The organism is Noviherbaspirillum massiliense JC206 (assembly GCF_000312045.1).
Taxonomy (GTDB): domain Bacteria; phylum Pseudomonadota; class Gammaproteobacteria; order Burkholderiales; family Burkholderiaceae_D; genus Noviherbaspirillum; species Noviherbaspirillum massiliense.
Window position 1 is genome coordinate 2,195,291 of the sequence record NZ_HE978634.1, and the last position, 16,574, is coordinate 2,211,864.

A 16,574-nucleotide genomic window follows, 5' to 3' on the forward strand; every position below is an offset into this window, starting at 1 on the left:
ATATCAGTTCTGCAACTCCCGGAGAAATGCTTTTTCCTCAGGAGGTTATGGCCGCCAAAGCCGGGCAGCTCCCATCCATGCCCGACCACCGTCGTTTCAAATGACGTTACAATTGAAACGTTGAAACGCACGTTTGAAACATGGCTCGCTCCCCCTCCTTCCCTCGTACACCCGCCGACAAGCCGGTGATCTGGACTGTCTCGATCTCCCGGCTGTCGGAGCTGTTCCGCGACATCACGCCGGAGTTCGACGATCGCGCCATCATCGAGCCGATCAACCTCGGCTTCGAGGAGGCGGTGCGCCACATCCGGGAAAGGATGGACACCGAACGCTGTGATGCGGTGATTTCCGCAGGCTCGAATGCCGCCTACCTGAAAGGCCGCCTGTCAGTGCCGCTGGTCATCGCCAAGGTCAGCGGCTTCGACCTCATGCAGGCACTGGCACGCGCACGCCGGATCAGTCCGGACATCGCCCTCGTCTCCTACCAGGAAACCATGCCCGAGCTGGCAGAATTCCAGACGGCTTTCGGCCTGAAGATCGTGCAGCGGACCTATACCACCGAGGAAGACGCAAGATCGCAGCTCAGCGAGTTGAAGGCCGCCGGCATCAAGGTTGTCGTCGGCGCAGGACTGGTGACCGACCTGGCGGAGGAAGCGGGACTGGCAGGCGTATTCGTTCATTCGGAAGCATCGATCCGGCAAGCCTTCGAGGATGCGCTGGAGATTGCGCGCTATACGCAGCTCGAGTCCAGCGGCAAGAAGCGTCCGGTCGCCGATGCCCTGCGCGCCCGGCACGGGCTGAATGCCTTGCGCGGCGAATCGACGGCAATGCAGGCGGTGCGCGATTCGGTCGCGCTGTTCGCAAGATCGCCGGCCACTGTCCTGATCCAGGGTGAGACAGGCACCGGCAAGGAACTGGCGGCGCAAGCGATTCATCGCGAAAGCCCGCGCGCGCGCCAGCCGTTCGTGGCGATCAATTGCGGTGCCGTCGCGGAATCGCTGCTGGAATCCGAGTTGTTCGGCTATGAGGAAGGCGCCTTCACCGGTTCGCGCCGCGGCGGGCATGCCGGCCTGTTCGAAACGGCCCATCGCGGCACGCTGTTTCTCGACGAAATAGGCGAAATGCCGCTGGCCTTGCAGACACGGCTGTTGCGAGTGCTGGAAGAAAGAGAAATCGTGCGGGTGGGCGGCACCCGGCCGGTTCCGGTCGATGTGCGCATCATCAGCGCCACCCATTGCGACCTGGCCCAGCGCGTCCGGGATGGATTGTTCCGCGCCGACCTCTACTATCGCCTGGCAGTGCTGCGCATAGCAATCGCGCCCTTGCGCGAGCGCATGGAAGACCTGGTGCCGCTGGCGGAATGGAGCCTGAAGAATGCGCTGGCCGCACTCGGCGTGCGGCCGCACGCCAACCTGCATGCAGAGCTGTTCGCCTGCGCGCCGCTGCTCGGCACCTATGCGTGGCCTGGTAATGTCCGGGAATTGCGCAACCTGATGGAGCGAGTGGCGCTGTTCCTCAGTGCCGAGCCGCTGCAGGCATTGACGCCGGGCTTCCTGGCGAAGCTTGCGCCGGAGCTTTCCGGCACCATCGCTTCCTCGGAAAAGCGGCGGCCAGCGACCTCACCGGAAACCATCGCGCAGGTACTGGCCCGCTTCAATGGGAATCGGGAAGCGGCTGCCAGGCATCTGGGGATCAGCCGCACCACGCTCTGGCGCAAGCTGAAGGAGGAAGACCGCATCTCGCGCTAACCCTAGTACAGCGGTTCTTGCAAGCCTTCGCTTTCGAATGCGCGCTGCACTGCCGGACGCGCCGCGATCAGGGCGAGATGGTGGCCAAGATGCATGCGCTCACGTGCGGGCCGCTGCATGAAACGCGTCCAGCGGCCCAGCATCAGCAGGTAGGGATCGGCAGCGCTGTAATTTTCACCGAGCAGGTATGGTCCCCTGCCCTTGTCCGTATTCCGTGCCAGCGCAGATTCGATCAGGTCGAGCATGCCGCCGACTCGGCGCTCCGCATGTGCCTTCACCTGCGCTGCCGCACCGGCATCGTCAGTCAGCCGCTCCGGATAGAAATAGGTAAGCAGCTCCGCCTGCAGAGTGTTGGTCAGGTAAACCAGCCACTTGTAGAACTCGGCGCGCGCATCGGTACCAACTGGCGGCGCCATTCCCGCTTCCGGGTGACGATCGACTAGGTGCAGGCAGATGGCCGCCGTTTCGTAGAGCACGAGATCGCCGTCGATCAGCGTAGGGATGCGCCCGTTCGGATTCAGCTTCAGGTATTCCGGACTGGTGTGCGCATTCCTGTCCCTGTCCACCAGTACCAGTTCATAGGGAACGCCGAGCTCCTCCAGCAACATGTGGGGCGCGAGATTGGCATTACCTGGGTAATAATAGAGCTTGTACATTGTTGGCCTGTGCCTCGTTTCAACCGATTCCAATTATGCAAAATTCTTCGCCAAAGCGCCCCGATACTCCCTGCGTCGCCGTCTGCTCGACCACCTTCGACGAGGTGTGCCGCGGCTGCGGCCGCACCGTGGATGAAGTCGCGCAATGGGTATTCATGACTGACGAGGAAAAGGAAAAGGTCTGGCAGAGAATCACCGCACAGGGCTATCCGCGCCGCCAGTCCTGACTGCCTGCGGTCTGCCGACTCGCGGCAGGCACATCCTCGGCTAATCGTCCTTCGCGCCGTCGATTCCCAGCTCCTGGATTTTCCGTGTGATGGTGTTGCGGCCGATACCGAGCCGGATCGCCGCATCATTCTTGCGTCCGTGAGTATGCTTCAGCGCCACCTTGATCAGCGCTGATTCGAACTGCCGGCCGAGCGCATCCATTACCTCCGGCTGACCAAGGGCAAGCATGTGCGCCGCCTCGCTTTCCAGCAGCGTGATCCAGTTTTCCGCGTCGACGGAGTCGTTGTCTTGCGCGAGCGAGGCGGATGACGGCGCATGCACTGCGCCATTTCCTGCGCCTTGTGTCGCATTGTCCGAATGCGCAATGGCCGGTACTGGCACCAGCACAGTGACTGCCGCCGCAGATGCCGCAGGCAGGGATTCCCCATGCGTCAGGTCGGGCGGCAAATCCTTGATTTCCACGGTTTGCCCGGGCGCCATCACGGTGATCCAGTTGCACAGGTTTTCGAGCTGGCGCACATTGCCCGGGAAATCGAGGCTGGAAAGGAATTGCATCGCACTGTCGGACATCCGCTTGGCTTCGACGCCGAGCTGCTTCGCGCTTTGTGCGAGGAAGTGCCGTGTCAGGAGCGGGATGTCTTCACGCCGCTCGCGCAGGCTGGGCAACCGCAGGCGGATCACGTTCAGACGGTGATACAAGTCTTCGCGGAACAATCCTTCGCGGACCCGCTGCTCCAAGTTCTGATGAGTCGCTGCGATCACGCGCACGTTCGCTTTCAGCGGCTGATGGCCGCCGACGCGATAGAAATGGCCGTCCGACAGCACACGCAGGAGCCGCGTCTGCAAGTCGAAAGGCATGTCGCCGATCTCGTCCAGGAACAGCGTGCCGTTCTCGGCCTGCTCGAAGCGGCCGCGGCGCGTCGCCTGGGCGCCGGTGAATGCGCCGCGCTCATGACCGAACAGCTCGGACTCGAGCAGGTCCTTGGGAATTGCTGCGGTGTTCAGGGCGATATAAGGCTGCCCGGCACGCGGACTGTGCCTGTGCAGCGCCCGCGCCACCAGCTCCTTGCCGGTACCGGACTCACCGGTGATGAGCACAGTGACATTCGATTGCGACAGGCGGCCGATGGCGCGGAACACGTCCTGCATGGCAGGCGCCTGCCCGAGGATTTCCGGCGTGTCCGCGGCTGCCTGTTCGACCTCCGCCTCGCGCAGGCTTTCATCTAATGCCCGTCGTATTAGTTCCACCGCCTTGTCGACGTCGAAGGGTTTTGCCAGGTATTCGAAGGCGCCGCCCTGGAAAGCCGCCACTGCGGAATCAAGGTCGGAAAAGGCGGTGATGATAATGACCGGCAAACCGGGATGTTTCGCCTTCACAGCCTTCAGCAGCTCGAGGCCCGAGTCACCCGGCATGCGGATATCGGAAACCAGCACCTGGGGCGTGCCCTTTTGCAGTGCATCCATCGCATCGCGTGCATTGGAAAAGCTGGTGGTGGCCAGGTTTTCGCGCGCCAGCGCCTTCTCGAGCACCCAGCGTATCGATTCGTCGTCGTCAACAATCCAGATCGGCTTCATTCGTGTTCCAAGTCATATTCGAGCGGCGCTTCAGTCCGTCGCTCAAGGCAGCGGTATCAGCAACCTGAAGTCCGTGTATCCGGGGCGACTCTCGCATTCGATCATGCCCATGTGCTGCTGCACGAAGGTTTGCGCCAGCGTCAACCCCAGGCCGCTTCCGCCCTCCCGTCCCGATACCAGCGGATAGAAAATGCGGTCCCGGATCTCGGCCGGAATGCCCGGTCCGTTGTCGATGATATGCAAGTCCAATGCCAGCTTGTAACGCACCTTTGCAATCGTGACCTGGCGGGCCACGCGGGTCTGAAAAGTGAGCACGGCATCGCCGGCCTCGATACGTTCCGTCAGTGCATGCGCGGCATTCTGGGCAATGTTCAGCACCGCCTGGATCAGCTGCTCCTTGTCGCCGCGCAGCTCCGGCACCGACAAGTCATAGTCGCGCCGGATCGTCAGGCCGTGCGGAAACTCGGCGACAATCAGACTGCGCACCCGCTCGCATACCTCGTGGATGTTCACGTCGCCGACGATATGGGGCCGCTTGTGTGGCGCCAGCAGCCGGTCCACCAGCGTCTGCAGACGGTCAGCCTCCTTGATGATCACTTGCGTATATTCGCGCAGCTCCTTCGCATGCCGTTGCGGCAGTTCGAGCTCGAGCAGTTGCGCGGCGCCGCGTATGCCTCCCAGGGGATTCTTGATCTCATGCGCCAGGTTTCGGATCAATTCCTTGTTGGCCTGGCTCTGGTCCAGCAGGCGCTCTTCGCGATCCGTCTTCAGCTGCTGCACGTTTTCGCGCAGCTCGATCAGGACCGGCCGCTCGGAATTGTCGAGCGCCGTGACGATCACATGCACATGCAGCGGGTCGCGCCCCGGTCGCTCCAGCGTCAAGTCGAGCCGCTTGTCGGCAAACTGGTAGCCGACGGCCTGCTTGTAGGCCGCCGCCAGCTCGTCACCATTGAGAAACAAGGCGTCCAGTTTCTGGTTGGCCAACACCTTCGATGAGCTTTCGAGAAGATTTTCCGCGGCAGCATTGACGAAGGCGATGCGGCTTTGAGCATCGAGGATAAGGACTGCCGACGAAAGCAGATCCAGGCCATCCAGGGGAGGAAGTGGTGTTTTCATGGAAGCCTCAAAAAACAAAGGCCGCTTCACGCGGCCTTTCACAAGCAAGCGCAACCCTATTTTAGATTAGCCAGTTCGCGCCTCAACGCTTCGATATTCTTTTCGGTACGGCTGATGTCTTCCTTCATCGTTTCCGTCCGTTCCTGGTACTTTGCGTAATTGCGCTCGTCGCCGCGGCGCTCCGGTTCGCCGTTATTGAATTCTTTCTGCAGGTTGGCGAGCTTTTGTTCCTCGGCCTTCATCTCGTCAAGCAGGATCTGCCTGCGATCATTGTCGCGCGTCTTCTGGGCATTCCCGTCCACTTTCGGGAAGTCCGACGGGGAAGATGCGGGCTTTGCCGCAGCCTGGACAGCGGGCCTCTTCGGCGCCGTAATCATGGTAATGCTCGGCAAATCGACTTTTTTGCAGCCCTTGGTGGCGCCGGTATTCTTGTACTCCTTCTTGCCGCTTTCATCGACGCAGAGGTACACCTCGCTCTGAGCGTAGACATGGCCGGTTGCGGCAGCAAGCAAGAGCAGTCCGGAGAGATATTGTTTCATGAGATTTCTTTTAGGAAACTATGGAGGCGCCTATAGTTTAGGATAAGAATCAAGGCTTTACAAACGACAAGAGCCGGAACCCGGAGTCGGCACAACAGTTCTGCAAACAAAAACGGGGAAAGCGCCTGCTTTCCCCGTTTTATCTGCCTGCTGGCAGGCTCCCCCTTACAGGGAGTAATACATGTCGAACTCGATCGGATGGGTCGTCATGCGGAAGCGTTGTACTTCCTGCATTTTCAGTTCGAGGTAGGCGTCGATCATGGTGTTGCTGAACACGCCGCCGCGGGTCAGGAACTCGCGATCCTTGTCCAGGTACTCGAGCGCTTGCTCAAGCGAGGAGCACACGGTCGGGATCTTCGCATCTTCTTCCGGCGGCAGGTGGTACAAGTCCTTGGTTGCAGCTTCTCCCGGGTGGATCTTGTTCTGCACGCCATCCAGACCGGCCATCAGCAAGGCCGAGAAGCACAGGTAAGGATTGGAGAGCGGATCCGGGAAACGTGCTTCGACGCGGCGTCCCTTCGGATTGGCCACGTGCGGAATGCGGATCGAGGCAGAACGGTTCTTGGCCGAATAAGCCAGCTTCACCGGTGCTTCGAAACCTGGCACCAGACGCTTGTATGAGTTGGTGCCCGGATTGGTGATCGCATTCAGCGCGCGGGCATGCTTGATGATGCCGCCGATGTAGTACAGCGCGAATTCGGACAGGCCGGCATAGCCGTCACCCGCGAACAGGTTCTTGCCATCCTTCCAGACCGACTGGTGCACGTGCATGCCGGAGCCGTTGTCGCCAACGATGGGCTTTGGCATGAAGGTGACAGTCTTGCCATAAGTGTGGGCGACGTTCCAGATCACGTATTTCATGTTCTGGGTCCAGTCGGCACGTTCCACCAGGGTGGAGAACTTGGTGCCGATTTCATTCTGGCCGGCGCCCGCCACTTCGTGGTGGTGCACTTCGACCGGGATGCCCAAGGCTTCGAGGATCAGGCACATTTCCGAACGCATGTCCTGGAAGCTGTCGACCGGGGGAACCGGGAAATAGCCGCCCTTGACGGTCGGACGGTGGCCACTGTTGCCGCCTTCGATGTCCTTGCCGGTGGTCCAGGAAGCTTCTTCGGAATTGATCTTCACGAAGCAGCCGGACATGTCGACCTTCCAGCGCACGCTGTCGAAGATGAAGAATTCGGGTTCCGGACCGAAGTAGGCGGTGTCGCCCAGGCCGGAGGACTTCAGGTAGGCTTCGGCGCGCTTGGCGATCGAACGCGGGTCGCGGTCGTAGCCCTTGCCATCGGAAGGCTCGATCACGTCGCACTGCATGAACAGTGTGGTCTCTTCCATGAAGGGGTCGATCCGGGCGGTATTCGGGTCCGGCATCAGAAGCATGTCGGATGCTTCGATGCCCTTCCAGCCGGCGATCGAGGAGCCGTCGAATGCATGGCCGGACTCGAATTTGTCCATGTTAAATTGAGAAACGGGAACAGTCACGTGCTGCTCCTTGCCCCGGGTATCAGCAAAACGGAAGTCAACGAATTTGACTTCGTTTTCTTTCGCCATCTTCAACACTTCTGCGGCCGTCGTTGCCATGCGAATCTCCTAAAATATGCAGGTACTACAGAATTTTGCGGTTTGGTTGTGAGCCGACTGCGTGCGGCGTATCGTGCGAAGCGCTACAAGACGAAGTACGACCAGAACTCGGAAGGCATTCTTAGCAGGTTCCGTGCCAGCAAATTTACCGCCGGCAAATTTGCCTGCCCTTACTAAAACCGGAAAATCGAATGAAATAAGCTGCTTTCAAAGCACAAGGATGATAACAGGCAAGACCATGCATCACCAAAAATGTGCATCTGGGGATTTGAGCACCATTTTGGGGCGTTGCATATTTTATTCGACAGAATTTGCACCAATATTGTGCGCAGGTTGAAATCTGCCGCATCTCGTCCAACAGTTAACAATCGGGAACGAACATGAGCAAAGACATTCTTTCGACCGCACGCCAGCGCGCCAGCGAAAAGCAACTACCCTATGCCGGCGCAGTCACGCCGCAGGAAGCCTACGAGCTGCTGCGGCAAAATCCGGAAGCGAAACTGGTCGACGTGCGTACCAATGCCGAACGCGACTGGGTAGGACGGGTTGCGATTCCCGAGGGCCAGCACGCCGCGATACAGTGGAACCTCTATCCGGGAGGGATGCAGAATCCTGATTTCCTGGCGCAGCTTGATCAGGTGGCGCGCAAGGACACGGTGCTGATGTTCCTGTGCCGATCCGGCGTGCGTTCACGGCATGCAGCCAAGCTCGCGACGGAAAACGGCTACGCCAACTGCTTCGACATCCTGGAAGGCTTTGAAGGCGACAAGGATGCGGAAGGCCATCGCAAGACGGTTGCGGGCTGGTGCAAGGCCGGCCTGCCATGGATCGGAGCCTGAGCTGGCTCCAAGTGCCGCGCAATTCACGCAAGGAACACGGCACCAGCCGAAAACCGCCACTCCAAGCGCACAGGAATATCCTCCTCAAAGAGCTGGGGCATGCGAGGAGGTGCTGCCTTGCGTCATGAACTGGGCATGTGACGCATCGCGCCGTCGCTGGCGGGCCATTGCGTCCTCGGAGAGGAATTTGGCAGCCATTGCGAACCATTCATCCATCGACAACAGGCGTTCCGCCAGGGGAAACAAATGCTCCTCTTCCCTTGCCAGCCTTTCCAGCATTTTCCGGCAATAGACCTGCATGGACAGGCAAACTTCCCTGGCGCTTTCAGCCATGTCGTGACCCATGCCCGACAGCTTGCCGTGTGCCCAGGCGAGGAGGTCACTTGCGGCGGCAGCAAGGAAGTCCAGTTCGGCCAGCAGAGGCACAGTAACGGCCTTTGTCCGGATTGCGGGCAGCAGATGCACTTCGACCTTGCGATTGCGGCAATGCTGGTCGAATTGGACCAGCTTGTTCATGATCGCTTTCATCAGGGGAAGATCCACTTTCGGCAGCTTTTCCAGAATGTTCCGGATTCCCTGCTGGAGTTTGCCAAGCATGTTTTTTGTAGCTTTGTGTTCATTGGTAATGGCTACCAGAGAATAGGTCGCGGTCAGCACGCGGACTCCTTCTTTCCATGAGTGCAATGAATAAACGATGACCCGCAGCAGCTTGATCAGCCGCCGGGAATGCACAGTGGCGAAAAAATGTTGAAGGAGTATAGGAGGCGGCGCCATGCGCCGTTTGATTTCACGCAAAGGCCGCCAAGATCCAATTTACTGGCGGACAATCCATGCCTGAATGCAAAAAACAAGAGATGAAGTATGGCGCGCTGCAACTATTCAAGCCTGGTCGCAGCGCGCGTCATTTGCGGCGTCAATCGAGTTTCGCCGCATGCTCCCGCGTGGTGTGGAAGGTGATGTTCGGCCAGCGTTCCTGGGTCAGTTTCAGGTTGACGCCCGAAGTCGCAAGATAGGCAAGATTGCCTGCGGCATCATGTGCAAGATTGGCACCGGCCGACGACTTTTCGAAGTCGGCGAGCATGCGCTTGTCTTCGCACGAGATCCAGCGCGCGCTGCTGATGCTGGTGCCTTCGAACACCGCATCGACTCCGTATTCGTTCATCAGGCGGCTCGCCACCACTTCGAACTGCAGTACACCGACTGCGCCGAGGATCAGGTCGCTGCCGTGCACCGGCTTGAAGACCTGCACCGCACCCTCTTCGCCGAGCTGCTGCAAGCCTTTGTGCAATTGCTTGATCTTGAGCGGATTGCGGATGCGTACCGAACGGAAAAAGTCCGGCGCGAAATAGGGAATGCCTGTGAACTGCAACAACTCTCCTTCCGAAAAACTGTCGCCGATCTGCATGTTGCCGTGATTGGGCAATCCGATGATGTCGCCGGCATAGGCCTCTTCCACCTGCTCACGGCTGGACGCCATGAAGGTGACGACGGACGACACCTTGATTTCACGGTTCAGTCGCAGATGCTTGATTTTCATGCCGCGCTCGAAGCGCCCGGAACACACCCGTAGGAAGGCGATGCGGTCGCGGTGCGCCGGGTCCATATTGGCCTGGATCTTGAACACGAATCCGGAGAATGGCGCTTCCGTCGGCTCCACCGCACGTACAGTTGCATCGCGCGGACGCGGGGCCGGCGCCCAATCCAGCAAGGCGTTCAGGATTTCACGCACGCCGAAGTTGTTGATCGCCGAACCGAAGAACACCGGCGTCTGCGTGCCTGCAAGGAAGGCATCGAGGTCGAAGGGATGGGATGCGCCATGGACCAGTTCGACTTCCATCTTGAGCTGTTCCATCTCGAGGGGGAACATCTCTGCCAGCTTCGGATTGTCGATACCCTTGACGACTTCGAATTCCTGGTCGGCCCGCTCCTCGCCCGGCGTGAACAGCAGGATCTCGTCGCGCAGAAGGTGATACACGCCGCGGAAACTCTTGCCCATGCCGATCGGCCATGTGACCGGCGCGCACTGGATCTTCAGCACCGACTCGACTTCATCGAGCAGTTCCAGCGGATCGCGGGTTTCGCGGTCCATCTTGTTCATGAAGGTCAGGATGGGCGTATCGCGCATGCGGCAGACGTTGAGCAGCTTGATGGTCTGCTCTTCCACGCCCTTGGCGGCGTCGATCACCATCAGCGCGGAGTCGACCGCAGTCAGCACGCGGTAAGTGTCTTCCGAAAAATCCTGGTGGCCCGGCGTGTCGAGCAGGTTGACGACGTGATCACGGTACTCGAACTGCATGACCGAACTGGCAACCGAAATGCCGCGCTGCTTTTCGATCTCCATCCAGTCGGACGTCGCATGCCTGCCGCTCTTGCGCGCCTTGACCGTACCGGCAAGCTGGATCGCGCCTGAGAACAGCAGCAGCTTTTCCGTCAGGGTCGTCTTGCCGGCGTCCGGGTGCGAAATGATGCCGAAGGTGCGCCGACGTGCGACTTCGCGCGCAATCGCATCGCCGGAACCGGCGCGCACGGCCGGAGCGGCATCGGGAGTTTCGGTCGAGGGAAGTTCGGGTGCTGCTGACATAATGGCGTCTTGCAAAAAGTAGTAAGCCCCGATGACGGGGCGTGAAAATTACATCATCCGGGAATGGTCTCGTGCCGCATTGGCATCTTGCAAGCGGCCGCCGGACGAGCCGCGGCGATTCTGCTTCAAGCCTTGATGAAATGCTCGCGGTAATAGCGCAGCTCTTCGATCGACTCGACGATGTCCGCCAGTGCCGTGTGCATCTGGTGCTTCTTGAAGCCTGCAGCGACTTCCGGCTTCCAGCGCTTGCACAATTCCTTTAGCGTCGAAACGTCCAGGTTGCGATAGTGGAAAAACGCTTCCAGCTTCGGCATGCCACGCGCCATGAAGCGGCGGTCCTGACAGATCGAATTGCCGCACATCGGTGATTTTCCGGCAGGCACATATTGCTTCAGAAAATCGAGCAATGCCGCTTCGGCATCCGCCTCGGTTACAGATGAGGCCTTTACCCGATCAATCAAGCCTGACCTGCCATGCGTGCCCTTGTTCCAGGCATCCATGCCGTCGAGAATTTCATCCGGCTGATGGATGGCAAACACCGGTCCTTCGGCCAGCACATTCAATTCGGAATCAGTGACAACCACTGCCACTTCGATAATGCGGTCCTTGTCCGGATCGAGTCCGGTCATTTCCATGTCGACCCACACGAGATTGAATTCATTCGGCCGCACAGGCGCCTGGGCCGGGGAATGGGATGGATTGGCTTGTGACATAATTTGTTTTCCGTATTCGAATCCGCCATTTTCTCACAGGCATAGAATGTATTCACTCGCGTTTTCGCTTTTGTTTGTTGCCTTCCTCGCCCTCACCCTGCTGGTCCGCTTCTGGCTCGCTTCACGCCACATCCGGCATGTTCTCGCCCACCGGCATGCGGTGCCTGCGGAATTTGCGGACAGGATTCCGCTGGATGCGCACCAGAAGGCGGCCGACTACACCGTCGCGAAAACCAAGCTCGGCTTGCTGGAATTGCTTGTCCATACCGCCGTTCTGATCGGGTTCACGCTGCTGGGTGGCCTGCAACTGCTGTCCACCACCCTGCTCGGCATTACCGGCCCCGGCATGACCTACCAGATCGCCCTGCTGGCCGCCTACGCGGTCATCACTTCCGTGATCGATCTCCCCTTCGACTATTACCGCCAATTCATCCTTGAAGAGAAATTCGGCTTCAACAAGATGACGCGCCGCCTGTTCTTCACCGACATGCTGAAGGGCGCCGTGCTCGGCGCCGCCATCGGATTGCCGCTGGTCTGGGTCATCCTGACACTGATGGAGAAATCCGGCGACCTGTGGTGGCTGTATGCGTGGCTGGTCTGGACCGGCTTCCAGCTGCTGATGCTGGTGATTTACCCAACCGTCATCGCGCCCCTGTTCAACAAGTTCACGCCGCTTGCCGATGACAGCCTGCGCGCCCGGATCGAGGGCCTGATGCGGCGCGTCGGATTTGCCTCCAAGGGTTTGTTCGTGATGGACGGCTCCAAGCGCAGCGCACATGGCAATGCGTATTTTTCCGGCTTCGGTGCCGCCAAGCGCATCGTGTTTTTCGACACCCTGCTGGCGCGCCTGGCACCGGAAGAAATCGAGGCGGTGCTCGCCCATGAACTCGGGCACTTCAAGCTCAAGCACATCATCAAGCGCATCGTCGTCATGTTCGCCGTGTCGCTCGGCCTGCTCGCCCTGCTCGGCTTCCTGAAGACCCAAACGTGGTTCTTCACCGGACTGGGGGTCGATCCCCTGCTGAGCGGAAGCAACGATGCCATGGCGCTGATCCTGTTCACGCTGACTTTGCCCGTATTCACTTTCCTGCTCTCCCCGCTGACTTCGATCACATCGCGCAAGCATGAGTTCGAGGCGGATGCCTTCGCGGCCCGCCACACCGATGCCCATAACCTGGTGTCGGCGCTGGTGAAGCTGTACGAAGACAATGCGTCGACCCTGACGCCGGACCCGATCCATTCCGCCTTCTACGATTCGCACCCGCCTGCCAGCGTGCGGATCCATCACCTGCTTGCCGCACGATAGAGGTGATTGCCATGGTGACTACGAATGAACTGCTCCAGAAGAGATGCCGGCATCTCGATACCGGCTTGAGCGACACGGAAATTGCGCAGCACCTCGCCGCCGTTCCCGGCTGGGCGCTGCAGGAAGGCAAGGTAGCAAAGACGTATTCGTTCGCGAATTATTACGAGACCATCGCCTTCGTCAATGCGATCGCCTGGCTCATCCATGCCGAGGACCATCATCCCGATCTGACCGTCACCTACAACCGCTGCATCGTGAAATTCGACACCCATTCCGTCAACGGCGGCCGCGGCGGCATTTCTGAAAACGACTTCATCTGCGCCGCCAAGGTCGACGCGGTGTACCAGCAAGGCCGGCATCAGGGATGATGCGGGGTATCGTGATCGCGGCACATGGCCGCCATTATCTGGTCCAATGCGCCGACATCCGGCTGCAGTGCGTTACCCGGGGCAAGAAGAGCGATGTCGCAGTCGGCGATGCCGTCGACCTGAAGCAGACTTCCCCCGACCAGGGCGTGATCGAATCCATCGGGGAGCGCAAGACCCTGCTCTACCGCTCGGACCAGTACAAATCCAAGTTGCTCGCGGCCAATGTCACCCAGCTGTTCATCGTGGTGGCAACCGAACCGGGCTTTTCCGACGATCTGGTATCGCGTGCCCTGGTCGCTGCCGAGGCGGCCGGCATCGCGGCGCATCTCGTGCTCAACAAGATCGATGTCAGCCATGCACTGGAGCGCACCCGGCAACGGCTGGACTTGTATGCTGCGCTCGGTTACCCGGTGCACGAAGTTTCGGCGCTTGCCGCACCGGAAACCACGCGCGCAGTGCTCGAACCGCTGCTGCAGGGCGAGTCGACCATCCTGATCGGCCAGTCGGGCATGGGCAAATCCTCGCTGATCAATCTCCTGGTGCCGGATGCGGATATCGCCACCCGGGAAATCTCGGCGGCGCTCGATTCGGGCAAGCACACCACCACCTTTACCCGGCTCTACCAGATCAACGATGATACGAGCGTGATCGACTCGCCGGGCTTCCAGGAATTCGGCCTGTACCACCTGAGCGAAGGCATGCTGGAACGTGCATTCCGCGATTTCAGGCCGCATCTGGGCAAATGCCGGTTTTACAACTGCCATCACCAGACTGAGCCGGGATGCGCCATCCTGGCGGCGGTCGATGCCGGCGAGATTTCGCCGATGCGCCACGCCCTGTACCGGCAGCTGGTGCACGAATCGTCGCAGAAGCTGTACTGAGCCGTACCGGCGCATTCCCGGCGGTTTGGCTATTCTGACCAAAAATCTCTTATAATTGAATGGCTTGCAAATTTCGGCGGCGGCGACCGGGCCGCCGTTTCCATTTATGGCAATCAAACACTTCCTCCAATTCTCCGACTTCACGCTTGCCGAGTTCGAACATGTGATCGAACGCACACGCATCATCAAGCGCAAGTTCAAGAATTACGAACCGTACCATCCGCTGGCAGATCGTACGCTGGTGATGGTCTTCGAAAAGAATTCCACCCGTACCCGCCTGTCCTTCGAAGCAGGCATGCACCAGCTCGGCGGCGCGGCGATTTACCTCAATACCCGCGACAGCCAGCTGGGACGGGGCGAGCCGGTCGAAGATGCGGCCCAGGTGATTTCGCGCATGTGCGACATCATCATGATTCGCACCTTTGGACAGGAAATCATCGACCGTTTTGCCGCGCATTCCCGGGTTCCGGTGATCAACGGCCTGACCAATGAACACCATCCCTGCCAGGTGCTGGCCGATATCTATACCTATATCGAGCATCGCGGCTCGATCGCCGGCAAGACCGTGGCCTGGGTGGGCGACGCCAACAACATGCTGTACTCCTGGCTGCAGGCGGCACAGGTGTTCGGCTTCCACGTCAACGTGTCCACGCCCAAGCGCTACGAGATCGACCCGACGCTGGTGGCGCCGGACAACAATCACTACACCACCTTCGTCAATCCTTCGGATGCCTGCGTCGGCGCCGACCTGGTCACCACCGACGTCTGGACCAGCATGGGCTACGAGGAAGAAAACGCGGTGCGCATGAAAGCTTTCGCCGGCTGGATCGTGGATGGCGAGAAAATGAAGCGCGCCCATCCGGATGCCTTGTTCATGCACTGCCTGCCCGCCCATCGCGGCGAAGAAGTGGCCGCCGAAGTGATCGACGGCCCGCAGTCCGTGGTATGGGACGAAGCGGAAAATCGCTTGCACGTCCAGAAGGCACTGCTCGAATACCTGGTCCTGGGCAAGGTCGATTGATCATCGAAGCGCCCCGTTCCTCATCGTCTTAACCATCATCTCAAGCACGCGAAGCAGAAATCATGTCGACCATTCTCCAGTCCGTTCCTGTCAATCAAAAAGTGGGCATCGCCTTTTCCGGCGGGCTTGATACCAGTGCAGCACTCCACTGGATGCGCCAGAAAGGCGCGATCCCGTACGCCTACACTGCCAACCTTGGCCAGCCCGACGAATCCGATTACAACGAGATTCCGAAGAAAGCCAAACTGTACGGCGCCGAGCAAGCACGCCTGATCGACTGCCGTGAACAGCTTGTCGCAGAAGGCATCGCCGCACTGCAGAGCGGCGCCTTCCACATTTCGACCGCCGGCAACACGTATTTCAACACCACGCCGCTGGGCCGTGCCGTTACCGGCACCATGCTGGTCGCTGCGATGCAGGAAGACCAGGTGAACATCTGGGGCGACGGCAGTACCTTCAAGGGCAACGACATCGAGCGCTTCTATCGCTACGGCCTGCTGGTCAACCCGGCGCTGAAAATCTACAAGCCCTGGCTCGATCAGCAATTCATCCAGGAACTCGGCGGACGCAAGGAAATGTCGGAGTTCCTGCTCAAGTCCGGCTTTGACTACAAGATGTCGGTCGAGAAGGCCTACTCCACCGACTCCAACATGCTCGGCGCGACGCACGAGGCGAAAGACCTCGAACACCTGAACAGCGGCATGAAGATCGTGGAACCGATCATGGGCGTAGCCTTCTGGCGCGACGATGTCGAAGTCAAGCGCGAGGAAGTCACCGTGCGTTTCGAGGAAGGACGCCCGGTTGCACTGAATGGCATCACCTTTGCCAATGCAGTCGACCTGATGATGGAAGCAAATCGCATCGGCGGCCGTCATGGCCTCGGCATGAGCGACCAGATTGAAAACCGCATCATTGAAGCGAAGAGCCGCGGCATCTACGAAGCTCCCGGACTCGCGCTGTTGTTCATCGCGTACGAGCGCCTGGTCACCGGCATCCACAATGAAGACACGATCGAGCAATACCGCGAAAACGGCCGCAAGCTCGGACGCCTGCTGTACCAGGGCCGCTGGTTCGATCCGCAGGCGATCATGCTGCGCGAAGCCTCGCAGCGCTGGGTCGCGCGCGCAATCACCGGCGAAGTCACGCTGGAACTGCGTCGCGGAAACGACTACTCGATCCTGAACACCGATTCACCCAACCTGACCTACCATCCGGAACGCCTGACGATGGAAAAAGGCGAAGGCGCATTCTCGCCGCAGGACCGCATCGGCCAGCTGACGATGCGCAACCTCGACATCACCGACACGCGTGACAAGCTCGGCATCTACGGCAAGGCCGGCCTGCTCTCCGCAAATCCGTCGGTTGCTCTGCCGCGCCTCGGCAAGGACAGCGACAAATAATTCCTCAACATCGAACTCGACA

General features: G+C 59.7%; 16 protein-coding genes. 8 read left to right on the top strand and 8 right to left on the bottom strand.

Annotated elements, in window-relative coordinates; genetic code table 11:
* The first annotated feature begins 140 nt into the window (after nt 1–140).
* Nucleotides 141–1,748: a propionate catabolism operon regulatory protein PrpR gene (gene prpR / locus HGHM_RS10770; protein ID WP_019141537.1), complete on the top strand. Its 1,608-nt coding sequence runs from the start codon at nt 141–143 to the stop codon at nt 1,746–1,748.
* 2 nt (nt 1,749–1,750) lie between these two features.
* Here the strand turns inward: prpR and HGHM_RS10775 are convergent, their stop codons facing one another.
* Entirely contained in the window at nt 1,751–2,404 is a 654-nt protein-coding gene (locus tag HGHM_RS10775) for a glutathione S-transferase family protein (protein ID WP_019141538.1), read from the bottom strand.
* Nucleotides 2,405–2,439: 35 nt separating this feature from the next.
* On the opposite strand from HGHM_RS10775, the gene HGHM_RS10780 reads away from it, so the two are divergent.
* Nucleotides 2,440–2,631 carry a DUF1289 domain-containing protein gene (locus HGHM_RS10780; protein WP_019141539.1) on the top strand — a complete coding sequence of 64 codons (192 nt, stop codon included), beginning with the start codon at nt 2,440–2,442 and terminating at the stop codon, nt 2,629–2,631.
* A 40-nt stretch (nt 2,632–2,671) separates the two neighbouring features.
* Here HGHM_RS10780 and ntrC read toward each other — a convergent pair whose 3' ends face one another.
* The 4 genes from ntrC to glnA form a co-directional block, all read right to left on the bottom strand.
* Nucleotides 2,672–4,207 carry a nitrogen regulation protein NR(I) gene (gene ntrC, locus HGHM_RS10785; RefSeq protein ID WP_019141540.1) on the bottom strand — a complete coding sequence of 512 codons (1,536 nt, stop codon included), beginning with the start codon at nt 4,205–4,207 and terminating at the stop codon, nt 2,672–2,674.
* A gap of 42 nt (nt 4,208–4,249) precedes the next feature.
* Entirely contained in the window at nt 4,250–5,323 is a 1,074-nt protein-coding gene (gene glnL / locus HGHM_RS10790) for a nitrogen regulation protein NR(II) (RefSeq protein ID WP_026075919.1), read from the bottom strand.
* A gap of 56 nt (nt 5,324–5,379) precedes the next feature.
* Nucleotides 5,380–5,862 (bottom strand): hypothetical protein, encoded by a 483-nt coding sequence (locus tag HGHM_RS10795; RefSeq protein WP_019141542.1) that lies wholly within the window; start codon nt 5,860–5,862, stop codon nt 5,380–5,382.
* Between the two features lie 165 nt (nt 5,863–6,027).
* A complete protein-coding gene (gene glnA, locus HGHM_RS10800; protein ID WP_019141543.1) occupies nt 6,028–7,443 on the bottom strand; it encodes a type I glutamate--ammonia ligase in 1,416 nt (471 codons plus the stop codon).
* A gap of 380 nt (nt 7,444–7,823) precedes the next feature.
* Here glnA and HGHM_RS10805 point away from each other — a divergent pair, with 380 nt between their 5' ends.
* Entirely contained in the window at nt 7,824–8,282 is a 459-nt protein-coding gene (locus HGHM_RS10805; RefSeq protein WP_019141544.1) for a rhodanese-like domain-containing protein, read from the top strand.
* Nucleotides 8,283–8,366: 84 nt separating this feature from the next.
* Here the strand turns inward: HGHM_RS10805 and HGHM_RS10810 are convergent, their stop codons facing one another.
* The 3 genes from HGHM_RS10810 to orn all read right to left on the bottom strand — a co-directional run bounded on the left by HGHM_RS10810 (nt 8,367) and on the right by orn (nt 11,576).
* The gene (locus HGHM_RS10810; RefSeq protein ID WP_148415475.1) at nt 8,367–8,879 is read right to left on the bottom strand and encodes a hypothetical protein; all 513 of its coding nucleotides are present in this window, start codon (nt 8,877–8,879) and stop codon (nt 8,367–8,369) included.
* A 316-nt stretch (nt 8,880–9,195) separates the two neighbouring features.
* A complete protein-coding gene (locus tag HGHM_RS10815) occupies nt 9,196–10,863 on the bottom strand; it encodes a peptide chain release factor 3 (protein WP_019141546.1) in 1,668 nt (555 codons plus the stop codon).
* Nucleotides 10,864–10,988: 125 nt separating this feature from the next.
* Entirely contained in the window at nt 10,989–11,576 is a 588-nt protein-coding gene (orn, locus tag HGHM_RS10820; protein WP_019141547.1) for an oligoribonuclease, read from the bottom strand.
* A gap of 46 nt (nt 11,577–11,622) precedes the next feature.
* On the opposite strand from orn, the gene HGHM_RS10825 reads away from it, so the two are divergent.
* The 5 genes from HGHM_RS10825 (at nt 11,623) to argG (ending at nt 16,552) form a co-directional block, all read left to right on the top strand.
* Entirely contained in the window at nt 11,623–12,882 is a 1,260-nt protein-coding gene (locus HGHM_RS10825) for a M48 family metallopeptidase (RefSeq protein ID WP_019141548.1), read from the top strand.
* Between the two features lie 11 nt (nt 12,883–12,893).
* The gene (locus HGHM_RS10830) at nt 12,894–13,250 is read left to right on the top strand and encodes a 4a-hydroxytetrahydrobiopterin dehydratase (RefSeq protein ID WP_019141549.1); all 357 of its coding nucleotides are present in this window, start codon (nt 12,894–12,896) and stop codon (nt 13,248–13,250) included.
* Nucleotides 13,247–14,131, top strand: a complete 885-nt coding sequence (rsgA, locus tag HGHM_RS10835; RefSeq protein ID WP_019141550.1) for a ribosome small subunit-dependent GTPase A — start codon at nt 13,247–13,249, stop codon at nt 14,129–14,131. Before HGHM_RS10830 ends, rsgA begins: the two co-directional genes overlap by 4 nt.
* Nucleotides 14,132–14,237: 106 nt before the next feature.
* Nucleotides 14,238–15,152 (top strand): ornithine carbamoyltransferase, encoded by a 915-nt coding sequence (gene argF / locus HGHM_RS10840; RefSeq protein WP_026075920.1) that lies wholly within the window; start codon nt 14,238–14,240, stop codon nt 15,150–15,152.
* Nucleotides 15,153–15,214: 62 nt separating this feature from the next.
* Nucleotides 15,215–16,552 carry an argininosuccinate synthase gene (gene argG / locus HGHM_RS10845; protein WP_019141552.1) on the top strand — a complete coding sequence of 446 codons (1,338 nt, stop codon included), beginning with the start codon at nt 15,215–15,217 and terminating at the stop codon, nt 16,550–16,552.
* The last annotated feature ends 22 nt before the right edge of the window (nt 16,553–16,574 follow it).